Source organism: Kitasatospora sp. NPDC059088 (assembly GCF_042738155.1).
Taxonomy (GTDB): Bacteria; Actinomycetota; Actinomycetes; order Streptomycetales; family Streptomycetaceae; genus Kitasatospora.
In genome coordinates this window covers 20,265-30,401 of record NZ_JBHYGR010000116.1, presented here as the reverse complement: position 1 = coordinate 30,401, position 10,137 = coordinate 20,265, and the positions used below count along the sequence as shown (strand labels likewise).

The 10,137-nt window shown below is 72.3% G+C and carries 11 protein-coding genes, 1 tRNA gene and 1 pseudogene; 10 read left to right on the top strand and 3 right to left on the bottom strand.

Annotated elements, in window-relative coordinates:
- The first annotated feature begins 159 nt into the window (after positions 1–159).
- The 9 genes from ACFWXO_RS35430 to ACFWXO_RS35390 all read left to right on the top strand — a co-directional run bounded on the left by ACFWXO_RS35430 (position 160) and on the right by ACFWXO_RS35390 (position 7,225).
- The gene (locus ACFWXO_RS35430) at positions 160–513 is read left to right on the top strand and encodes a hypothetical protein (RefSeq protein WP_380529241.1); all 354 of its coding nucleotides are present in this window, start codon (positions 160–162) and stop codon (positions 511–513) included.
- A complete protein-coding gene (locus ACFWXO_RS35425) occupies positions 504–2,069 on the top strand; it encodes a DNA cytosine methyltransferase (protein ID WP_380529239.1) in 1,566 nt (521 codons plus the stop codon). Before ACFWXO_RS35430 ends, ACFWXO_RS35425 begins: the two co-directional genes overlap by 10 nt.
- On the top strand, positions 2,066–2,422 hold the full coding sequence (locus tag ACFWXO_RS35420) for a hypothetical protein (protein ID WP_380529237.1): 357 nt from the start codon (positions 2,066–2,068) through the stop codon (positions 2,420–2,422). Before ACFWXO_RS35425 ends, ACFWXO_RS35420 begins: the two co-directional genes overlap by 4 nt.
- A gap of 17 nt (positions 2,423–2,439) precedes the next feature.
- Positions 2,440–3,138: a hypothetical protein gene (locus tag ACFWXO_RS35415; protein ID WP_380529235.1), complete on the top strand. Its 699-nt coding sequence runs from the start codon at positions 2,440–2,442 to the stop codon at positions 3,136–3,138.
- Positions 3,139–3,146: 8 nt separating this feature from the next.
- Positions 3,147–3,416, top strand: coding sequence for a hypothetical protein (locus ACFWXO_RS35410; protein WP_380529233.1), 270 nt, complete (start codon positions 3,147–3,149; stop codon positions 3,414–3,416).
- A gap of 60 nt (positions 3,417–3,476) precedes the next feature.
- A complete protein-coding gene (locus ACFWXO_RS35405; RefSeq protein ID WP_380529231.1) occupies positions 3,477–4,364 on the top strand; it encodes a bifunctional DNA primase/polymerase in 888 nt (295 codons plus the stop codon).
- Entirely contained in the window at positions 4,361–5,473 is a 1,113-nt protein-coding gene (locus ACFWXO_RS35400; RefSeq protein WP_380529229.1) for an AAA family ATPase, read from the top strand. The genes ACFWXO_RS35405 and ACFWXO_RS35400 overlap by 4 nt, the downstream gene beginning before the upstream one ends.
- A gap of 132 nt (positions 5,474–5,605) precedes the next feature.
- On the top strand, positions 5,606–5,794 hold the full coding sequence (locus tag ACFWXO_RS35395) for a helix-turn-helix transcriptional regulator (protein WP_380529227.1): 189 nt from the start codon (positions 5,606–5,608) through the stop codon (positions 5,792–5,794).
- Positions 5,795–5,854: 60 nt separating this feature from the next.
- Positions 5,855–7,225, top strand: a complete 1,371-nt coding sequence (locus ACFWXO_RS35390; protein WP_380529225.1) for a tyrosine-type recombinase/integrase — start codon at positions 5,855–5,857, stop codon at positions 7,223–7,225.
- Positions 7,226–7,396: 171 nt separating this feature from the next.
- Here ACFWXO_RS35390 and ACFWXO_RS35385 read toward each other — a convergent pair.
- Positions 7,397–7,477: transfer RNA gene (locus ACFWXO_RS35385), tRNA-Tyr, on the bottom strand.
- 218 nt (positions 7,478–7,695) lie between these two features.
- Between ACFWXO_RS35385 and ACFWXO_RS35380 the strand changes: the two genes are divergently transcribed.
- Positions 7,696–8,184, top strand: a complete 489-nt coding sequence (locus tag ACFWXO_RS35380; RefSeq protein WP_375881954.1) for a YajQ family cyclic di-GMP-binding protein — start codon at positions 7,696–7,698, stop codon at positions 8,182–8,184.
- Between the two features lie 113 nt (positions 8,185–8,297).
- Here ACFWXO_RS35380 and ACFWXO_RS35375 read toward each other — a convergent pair whose 3' ends face one another.
- Together ACFWXO_RS35375 and ACFWXO_RS35370 are read right to left on the bottom strand one after the other, a co-directional pair.
- The gene (locus ACFWXO_RS35375; RefSeq protein WP_380398980.1) at positions 8,298–9,359 is read right to left on the bottom strand and encodes a threonine aldolase family protein; all 1,062 of its coding nucleotides are present in this window, start codon (positions 9,357–9,359) and stop codon (positions 8,298–8,300) included.
- A 106-nt stretch (positions 9,360–9,465) separates the two neighbouring features.
- Positions 9,466–10,137 (bottom strand): annotated as a pseudogene (locus ACFWXO_RS35370) (hypothetical protein); the annotation flags it as partial.

Below are 10,137 nucleotides of genomic sequence, written 5' to 3'. Positions count from 1 at the left end.
GTTGAGTGTCTTGTTGAGTCACAGACCGCCCGCGTGCGCGGGCGGCGGGGCCCGCCCGCCCGCTACGAGGCGAGCCGACCCCCGCCCCCCCGCCCCCCCCCCCCCCCCCCACGCCAACGCCCACGCCCACCTCGTCACGGACCTCCTCGGAGGCGCCCGGTGAACGTCCTCCTGCGCGTGGCCGGCCCCGACCGCACCGCCACCCATGCTCGCCAACTTGCCCGCCAGGTCGCCGAGTTGGACAGTCTGACCATGGCCGCCGCCCTGCGCCTGGCCCACGAGCGCATCGAGGCGGGCGACCCGCTCGCACTCGCCGCCCCCGGCCAGATCTGGGCCCTTCGGCCCGACGTCGACGAGGACGACGCCCCGGCGCGCGCGCTCGGCATCCTCGCCCGCACCACCCAGCCGCCCACCGTCCTCGCCCAGGACGAGCACGGCACCGTCGAGGCCCTGCCCCTCAACGTCCTCGACCTGTTCCACCTCACCACCTGGGAGGACCAGCCGTGGGCCTGACCTACATCGACTTCTTCTGCGGCGCCGGCGGCAGCAGCACCGGCGCCGCCGCCGTCCCCGGCGTCACCCCCGTCCTCGCCGCGAACCACTGGGACAAGGCCATCGCGAGCCACTCCGCGAACTTCCCCCAGGCCGACCACTTCCTCGGCGACCTCCACGACACCGACGTCGCCGCCTTCCCCGCCGCCGACCTGTTCTGGGCCTCCCCCGAGTGCCCGAAGTGGTCCAACGCCCGCGGCAAGCGCCGCGACTTCGACAAGCAGCCCGACCTGTTCGGCGAGACCCTCCCGGACGCCGCCACCGACCGCTCCCGCGCCCTGATGTGGGACGTTCCCCGCTACCTGGAGGCCACGGCCGCGCGCGGCAAACCGGTGCTCGCCGGGATCGTCGAGAACGTCATCGACGTGCGCGCCTGGGACCTGTGGACCGCGTGGGTCGGCGACATCCGCTCCCTCGGCTACCGCACCCGCCTGATCGCCCTGAACTCCATGCACGCCCGCCCCTCGGTCATCCCCGTCGCCCCGCAGTCCCGCGACCGCCTCTACCTCGCCTACTGGCGTACCGACCTGGGCCGCGACCCGGACTGGGACAAGTGGATCCGTCCCATGGCGTGGTGCACGGGCTGCGACAAGGCGGTGCGCGCCGTGCAGGCGTTCAAGCGGCCCGGCGCCGACATGGGCCGCTACCGCCAGCAGTACGTCTACCGCTGCCCTCACGTCGCCTGCCGCAACGCGATCGTCGAGCCGCCCGTCGTCCCGGCCGCGAGCATCATCGACTGGTCGCTGGCCGGGCGCCGGATCGGCGACGGCAAGCCCACCAAGACCTTCACGCCGTACGCCGAGGCCACCGTCGAGCGGATCCGCGCCGGGATCCGCAAGTACGGCGCTCCGCTGCTGGCCCCGGCCGGCGGCACCTGGCGCACCGAGGCGACCCCGGTCACCGTCCCGGCGCCGACCCGAACCACCCGCGAGAACGACGGCCTGGCCATTCCGCCGCTGCTGGTGCCCACCGAGGGCCGCGACGGCAAGGCCGCCGGACAGGTCGGGGAGCCGATGCGCACCCAGACCGCCCGCAACGAGACCGGCCTGGCCTGGCTGCCGTTCATCGCCGAACTGCGAGGCGGCGGCTCCGACGCCCGTCCCGTCCTGGACACCCTCGCCACCGTCACCGCCTCCGGCAACCACCACGGCCTGTCCCTGCCGCCCGCCTCCGCGGCGGTCGACTGGTCGGCCCTGCTGACGCCCTACTACGGCAACAGCAGCGCCCGGCCCGTCGGCGAGCCGGTCGGCACCCTGACCACCCGCGACCGCTACGGCCTCGCCGCCGGCGGTCACCACGGCGAGGCGGACGTCGACGAGGTGCTGTTCAGGATGCTGGAACCGCACGAGATCGGCGCCGCGATGACCTTCGCCCGCGACTACGTGGTCGTCGGGAACAAGCGGGAGAAGGTCCGCCAGTTCGGCAACGCCGTAACCTCCAACGTCGCCGAACTCCTGGTCTCCGCCCTGGTCGAGGCCATCACCGGCGACGACCTGGCCACGGGGTGGGCCTCGTGACCGGCCGCACCCCGCCGCTCGGCGACACCGGCGGCCTGTGGCGGGCCGTCCTGGCCGCCGCCGCCGGACGCTGCCAATGCCGCGGCACCTGTGGCAAGAGCCACGCCAAGGATCGCGGACGCTGCCCCGCCCTCCACGGCGGCTACGGCCACCGCCACGGCACCGGCCCCATCCGTCTGGCCGCCGCCCCCGCCGAGCCCGCCGACCTCACCCTGCCCCCGCACCGGGCCGCCGCCCTGCCCAAGACCTCGCTCGCCGCCTGGTGCCCGGCCTGCCTCGACGCCACCACCCGCGCCGCCCGCGCGGCCCACCTCGACGCCGCCCCGTCCGCCGAACCGGACGCCCTGTTCTGACCCGAGGGAGAACCCGAATGTCCGTCACGCTCGCCGACCTGCCGCGCATCGTCCGCCAGCTCACCCCGCACATCAGCCCCGACAACACCCTGCCGCCCATCCACGGCATCTACCTGGAGGCCGACGGCACCCACCTGTTCGCCGCCGCCACCGACCGCTACACCTTCGCCCTCACCCGCCGCGAGGCCGCCGAGACCGAACCGTGGAAGGCGTTCATCGCTCGCCCCGACCTGACCGCCCTGCGGGCCCTCTTCCCCACCCGCAACCGCCCCGCCGACCTCACCCTCGCCCACCACCGCGGCTGCACCCGCACTCCCGAAGGCCTGCTCACCCTCAGCGACGGCACCCGCTCGCTGAACCTGTCCGCGAACGCCCGCCAGGCCAAGAACTTCCCCAAGTGGCGCCCGCTGTTCGCCACCGCCCTCGCTGCCGAGCCCTACCAGGACACCGAAGCCTGCTACCGCCCCGAGTTCCTCGCCCGCTGGGCGAAGGCCGCCGAGAACCACCAGCCGCTCACCACCTGGTCCACCGGACCCGGCAAGCCCCTGCTCGTCGCCGCCGGCCCCGACTTCCTCGGCCTCCACATGCCCATCCACCTTCCCGACCACAAGCCTGAGACCCCCGTCCGCGACCGCTACGACCGCACCGCCCTGCGCACCGTCTGGGCCGACACCCTCACCACCGCCACCGCCGCCTGCCACCTCAAGGCCGCCTAGGAGCCCCCGTGTCGATCCGCTCCATCACCTTCCACATCGTCAGCTCCGACGTGTGCGGCGACGAGGACACCGACGACTGCGTCATCCCGCTCTTCGACACCACCCAGATCGCCGCCGACCACGCCCGCGGCTGCGGCTGGCTCGTCACCGCCGACCAGCGCTGCATCTGCCCCGACACCGACCACCGCCACCGCGCCGCCGTCGATGCCCTGATGCCGCCCGAGCCGCGCGCCGAGGTCGACGGCCAGCTGCCCGCCGACCTGGGCCCCATCACCTGACCATCTGCCCCGGGGCGATCCGCACCGACCGCCCCGGGGCCCTGCCGAAGGGCCACCGCCATGACCGCTTCCCCGCTGCTGAGCGCCGCGCTCGACGCCACTGCACGCGGCCACTACGTGTTCCCGCTCATCCCCGGCACCAAGCGCCCCGCCGTCAAGGACTGGGAGGGGCGCGCCACGCTCGACCCCGACCGCGTCCGCCGCTGCTGGAGCACCGGGCCCTACAACGTCGGCATCGCCTGTGGCCCCTCGGGACTGCTCGTCGTCGACCTCGACATGCCCAAGAGCCCCGACGACCTGCCGCCCGAGCACTGGGCCAGGGATGGCATCACCAGCGGACACGACGTGTTCGCCGCCGTCTGCGAGCAGTACGGCCAGTCCTACCCCGACCAGACGTTCACCGCCGTCAGCCCCAGCGGCAGCACCCACCTGTACTTCGCCGCACCGCCCGGCGCGAACCTGCGCAACACCAGCGGCGACAAGGGACGCGGCCTCGGCTGGAAGATCGACACCCGCGCGGGCGGCGGCCTCGTCGTCGCCGTCGGCAGCACCACCCCCAAGGGCGCCTACACGGCCGTCCAGGACGTCCCCGTGGCCTCGCTGCCCGTCTGGCTCCTCCCGCTGCTTCTCCCGGCCCCGCTGCCCCCGCAGCGCCCCGTCACGGTGCCACTGACTGGCGTCGACCGGCGCACCGCCTACCTCAAAGCCGCCGTCGACCGACAGCTCGCCACCATCACCGACGCGTCCGACCACCACAACGACGCCATCTACCGATCCGCCGTCGCCCTCGGCCAGTTCGTCGCCGGCGGCGAGCTGACCGAGGCCGACGTCACCGGCTGGCTCATGGACGCCGCCGCCCGCGTCCACCACGCCCCCGCCAGGGCCGCCCGCACCATCACCTCCGGACTGCGCGCCGGCGCCCACCGCCCCCGCACGGTGGCCGCGTGACCCGCCCAGCCGACCCACGCGACCTGACCCCCGGCCCAAGGCTGCGCGTCGTCGGCGACGACGAAGCCCCATGGCAGGACGAGCCCGACCCTGGCACCGACCCCTGGATCGCTCCCACCCCCACGCCGCAGGCGGCCGTCGAGCCGCCCGCAGCCGCGCCCAGGCCCCGCACGGTGTGGACGGCGGCCGACCTCATGGCCACTGACTTCCCCGAGCCCCGCTGGGCCGTCCCCGGGTTCTTCGCCGAGGGCGTCAGCCTCCTCGCCGGACCGCCCAAGGTCGGCAAGTCCTGGCTCTCCCTCGGCCTCGGCCTCGACGTCGCCGCCGGCCGTCCCGCCTTCGGCCGCGTCGAGGTCGAGGCGGGCCCCGTCCTCTACCTCGCTCTGGAGGACACGCCGCGCCGCCTCAAGACCCGCATGGGCAAACTCCTCGCCGGACGCCAGGCACCCAAGGCGCTGACCCTCGTCACCGAGTTCCCGCCCCTGCCCCAGGGCGGCGCCGACGCCCTCGACCGCTGGCTCACCCAGAATCCCGGCGCCCGCCTGATCGTCATCGACGTCTTCGCCAAGGTCCGCGGCAACTCGGCGCCCGGCGTGGCCGCCTACGACGCCGACTACGCCGCCATCGGCTACATCAAGCAAGTTGCCGACCGGCACTCGGTGGCGACGATCCTCGTCCACCACGTCCGCAAGATGGCGTCCGACGACTTCCTCGCCGAGGTCTCCGGCACCAACGGCCTCGCCGGCGCCGCCGACGCCACCCTCGTCCTCAAACGCTCCCGCGGCAAGGCCGACGGCGTCCTGCACATCACTGGCCGCGACGTCGACGAGAACGAACACGCCCTCGAGTTCCAGCCCGACACCGGCAGCTGGCACCTCCTCGACGGCCCCGCCAGCGACCACACCATCGGCGACACCCGCTCCAAGATCCTCGCCCACCTTCGCACCCATCCCGGCAGCAAACCCCTGGACATCGCCGCCGCCACCGACACCGACGTCGACCTGGTCCGCCGCACCTGTTCTCGGATGGCCAAGGACGGCCAGCTCCACCGCTCCCCTGGCGGCGCGTACGCGCCGCCGTTCTCGCCGGACACCCTGCCCGACACCTGAACTGTCCGGCCTGTCCGGCTGTCCTGCCGTGCCGCCTGAGCAGCGGAAACAGGCCGGACAGCCGACCGGACACCCACCGCCAACTGTCCTGTCCGGACAGCTCCGTAGAACTGAATCGAGGAGAGACCGACCATGGCCGAGCCCGTGATGCTCAAGCTGCCCGACGTGCTCCGCGAACTGGACATGTCCCGCCCCGCCTTCTACCGGATGCGCGCCCGGGGACACGGTCCTCGGCTGATCAAGCTGCCGAACGGGCACATCCGGTGCCGTCGCGCAGACCTCGACGCGTGGCTGGCCGACCTGGAGCAGACCGCCGCCTGACGCTCGCCCATCCGGGCCCCGGCGGGCCGCCGGGGCCCTCCCCTCCAAGGAGTTCCGAAGTTGCCCAAGCCCACGTTCAAGGTCCGGATCTGGGCGATCCGGGAGAATCAGCGCTCAGGCCCCAACACGTTCGAGCTGAGGTGGAAGGTCGGCAGTACGCCCTTCTCGACCACCTTCAAGACCAAGACGCTAGCCGACGGCGAGCGCGCCAAGCTCCTGACCGCCGTCAACGCCGGGGAGCCCTTCGACGAGATCTCGGGCCTGCCGATGTCGGCGGTACGCGCCCGGGACGACGTGAGCTGGTACACGCACGCCCGTGACTACGTGGAGATGAAGTGGCCAGCCTCTCCGGCGAAGACGCGCACGACGCACGCGGACATGCTGGCCGTCGCCACGCCCCAGCTGGTGACGTCTCGGGTGGGCATGCCTCCCGTCCGTGAGCTGCGGACCGCCCTCTACAGCTGGGCGTTCAACATGAACCGCTGGGCGCAGGAGCCTCCGGAGCAGGTTCGGAAGGCTCTGGAGTGGGTCGAGCGCCATTCCCTGCCGATGAGCCAGCTCGACGACCCCATGGTGATCCGCCGGGTGCTCGTGGCGTTCGCCAAGAACCTGGATGGCTCCAAGGCCGCACCTTCGAGCGTGATCCGTAAGAAGAACATCTTCCACAACGCTCTCGGGTACGCCGTCGAGGCCAGGCGCCTCCCCCACAACCCGCTCAAACTGGTTCAGTGGACGGCGCCCAGCGCCGTCGAGGAGGTGGACCCGGCCGTGGTGGCCAATCCCCGACAGCTCCGGGACTTGCTGGCCGCCGTTCGCGGCCAGGGTCGCCGGGGTCAGCACCTCGAAGCGTTCTTCGGCGGGATGTATCACGCGGGCATGCGGCCGGCCGAAGCCGTCTTCCTCCGGGATGCGAACTGCTACCTCCCGCCCGGCGGCACGTGGGGCATGGTGACCCTCGGCAGGACCCGTCCGCGCGTGGGCAGCTCCTGGACGGACAGTGGCAAGCCGCACGACGACCGGGGTCTCAAGTGGAGGCCCGAAAAGGACACCAGGCCCGTTCCGATCCCTCCGCTCTACGTGGCGATGCTTCGTGATCACATCGCCGCTCACGGCGTAGCACCGGACGGCCGGCTGTTCCGCACCTCGCGCGGCGGCATGGTGCAGGAAAGCGGCTATGGCGTCGTCTGGCAGCGCGCGCGAGAGAAGGCCCTCACGCCCGAACAGACCTCCTCGCCGTTGGCCAAGCGCCCCTACGACCTCCGGCACGCGGGGATCTCGCTCTGGCTGCGCTCCGGCGTGGACCCTGCAGAATGCGCCCGGCGAGCCGGACACAGCATCGCCGTGCTGCTGCGCGTCTACGCGAAGTGCCTCGACGGCGCGATGGAGGCCGCGAACAGCCGGATCGCCGAGGGGCTGAGCGAGTGGGACTGACCACAGATCCGCCCGGAGCCGTCCCACAGATGTCCCACACGCGCTGGTCAGGAGGTGAGACAGGGCGAGACAACCCGGTCATTTCGACCTGCGTTCGACCGTTTGCGTGACAGGCACGAGAAAGGGCCCGCGATCTGCGTTTCCGCAGGTCACGGGCCCTTTTCTATCCTGTGGCTGGTGCAGGGTTCGAACCTGCGTAGCTTGCGCGACAGATTTACAGTCTGCTCCCTTTGGCCGCTCGGGCAACCAGCCAGGATGGTGTCTCGCGGGGCTTCTCGGCCCCGTTCGACGTGGTAAACCATACCTGATCCGGGGGGGTGCTACGCCACTCGGTAGATCACCCGACGATCGAGGACCGCCGCGCGGCGGTCACGGGCGGGGCCGGGGTGACGCTGGATAGGCTTGGGCGGCGGGCGCCCGGTGGGGCGGGCCGTGTCAGTGAAGCCAGAGCATCAAGGAGACCAACACCCATGGCCGACTCCAGTTTCGACATCGTCTCGAAGGTCGAGTGGCAGGAGGTCGACAACGCGATCAACCAGACCTCCCGTGAGATCGCCACCCGCTTCGACTTCAAGGGCGTGGGCGGCGAGATCAGCCGCTCCGGCGAGAAGATCGAGATGAAGGCCAACGGCGAGGAGCGCGTGCGCGCCATCCTGGACGTGCTGCAGACGAAGTTCGTCAAGCGCGGCCTGTCGTTGAAGGCGCTGGACGCCGGTGAGCCGCAGCTGTCCGGCAAGGAGTACAAGATCTTCGCGGACATCAAGGAAGGCATCACCACGGAGGATGCCAAGAAGGTCGCGAAGATCATCCGGGACGAGGGCCCGAAGGGCGTCAAGGCCCAGGTCCAGGGCGACGAGCTGCGCGTCAGCTCCAAGAGCCGCGACGACCTCCAGGCCGTCCAGGCCCTGCTCAAGGGCAAGGACCTGGACTTCGCGGTCCAGTACGTGAACTACCGCTAGTCGACCCCGGCCGGCCCGCACCCCGCGCGCGGGCGGACGGCTGGACGGCAGGACGGCACGGCCCCGCTCCCGGGTTCGGGGGCGGGGCCGTTCGCGTCGGCGCGGCAGGCCGGTCAGAGCGCTGCGGCGAGTTCCTCGGCGATCGCGGCGGCGAAGGCGTCGACGTCGGCCTCGGTGGTGTCGAAGGAGGTCATCCAGCGGACCTCGCCGCTCTGCACGTCCCAGGTGTAGAAGCGGAAGCGCTTCTGCAGGGCCTCGGTGGCGGCCGGCGGCAGCACGGCGAAGATCTGGTTGGCCTGCACCGGGCGGTCGATCCGGATGCCGGGCAGGTCCCGGACGGCCGTGAACAGCCGCTGGGTCATCGCGTTGGCGTGGGAGGCGCTGCGCAGCCAGAGGTCGGTGCCCAGGAGGGCCTCGAACTGGACGGAGACGAAGCGCATCTTGGAGGCCAGCTGCATCGAGGTCTTGCGCAGGTAGCGCATGCCCTGGACGGCCTCCCGGTTCAGCACCACGATCGCCTCGCCGAGCAGCAGGCCGTTCTTGGTGCCGCCGAGGGAGAAGGCGTCCACGCCGGCGTCGGTGGTGAAGGCCCGCATCGGGACGCCCAGGGTGGCGGCGGCGTTGGCCAGTCGGGCGCCGTCGAGGTAGACCTTCATGCCCAGGCCGTGCGCGTGGTCGCAGATCGCCCGGATCTCCTCGGGCGTGTAGCAGGTGCCGACCTCGGTGGACTGGGCGATCGAGACGACGGCGGGGCGGGCCCGGTGCTCGTTGTCGAAGCCGTAGGCCTGGCGGTCGATCAGCTCGGGAGTGAGCTTGCCGTCCCAGGCCGGGACGGTGTGCAGCTTGAGGCCGGCCATCACCTCCGGCGCACCGCCCTCGTCCACGTTGACGTGCGCGCTCTCGGCGCAGACCAGGGCGTCCCGGCGGTCCATCATGGCCTGCAGCGCGACCACGTTGGCGCCGGTGCCGTTGAACACCGGGAACACCTCGGCGGACGGGCCGAAGTGGCCGCGGAACACCTCCTGGAGGTGCTCGGTGTAGACGTCCTCGCCGTAGCTGACCTGGTGGCCGCCGTTGGCGACGGCGATCGCCGCCAGCACCTCGGGGTGGACGCCGGCGTAGTTGTCGCTGGCGAAGGCGCGGAGCTCGGGGTCGTGTCGTCGCTGCGGGGTCATCGGGTGCTGTCCTCCACTGGCACGGGGTCGGGGGTCACGGGGGCCACGGGGCTCACGGGAGTCAGGGCGGTCACGGGGGTCAGGGCGGTCACGGGGGTCAGGGCGGTCACGGTCGGACCGGTTCGACGTCGAGCCGGTACTCGGCCATGATCCGGCGGGCCGCGGCCCGTACGCTCCGCTCGTCCGGTCCGGTCAGCCGGAAGCGGCCGGGGACGTGGAAGTAGCCGCCGGTGCCGTCGTACACGGCGCCGGGCTCGGGCAGCACCTCGGCGTACACCTGCGGCACCACGCCCGTCATCGGGGTGCGGTCCAGCACCCGGGCGGGCCGGACCGCGGGCTCGGGCATGACGACCCAGCCGGCGCTGGCGTGCTCGAAGCCGCGGCCGGCCGACTCCAGCGGGAGGCCGAGCACCGTGCGGAAGGTCTCCGCCATCAGGTCGATGCCGTGCACCTCCCGGTGGACGAAGGGCACCTCGGCGCCGCCCGGGCGCATGCCGACCTCCAGGAAGACCGGTTCGCCGCTCGGCCGGCGGATCACCTCCAGGTGGAAGCAGCCGGTCTCCAGGCCGAGCGCCCGGACGCAGGCGAGCGCGAAGGCGGCGAGCTCGTCCCGCAGCGCGCCCGGGTCCAGGAACACCGAGCCGAGCGGGCGGCCCTCGGTGAACTCCAGCGGGGTGTTGACGTAGCCGGAGACGCTGACGAAGTGGGCGCGGGGCCGCCGCCGGCCCCCCCGCGACGGGGAGTATAAGCCGGCTGAGGTATAACACGCCCACAGCAA

What these genes read in the sequence shown, in the direction of transcription:
- ACFWXO_RS35380 (WP_375881954.1), top strand. Translation starts at nt 7,696, where the DNA reads ATGGCCGACTCCAGTTTCGACATCGTCTCGAAGGTCGAGTGGCAGGAG.
- ACFWXO_RS35395 (WP_380529227.1), top strand. Translation starts at nt 5,606, where the DNA reads ATGGCCGAGCCCGTGATGCTCAAGCTGCCCGACGTGCTCCGCGAACTG.
- ACFWXO_RS35375 (WP_380398980.1), bottom strand. Translation starts at nt 9,359, where the DNA reads ATGACCCCGCAGCGACGACACGACCCCGAGCTCCGCGCCTTCGCCAGC.
- ACFWXO_RS35415 (WP_380529235.1), top strand. Translation starts at nt 2,440, where the DNA reads ATGTCCGTCACGCTCGCCGACCTGCCGCGCATCGTCCGCCAGCTCACC.
- ACFWXO_RS35405 (WP_380529231.1), top strand. Translation starts at nt 3,477, where the DNA reads ATGACCGCTTCCCCGCTGCTGAGCGCCGCGCTCGACGCCACTGCACGC.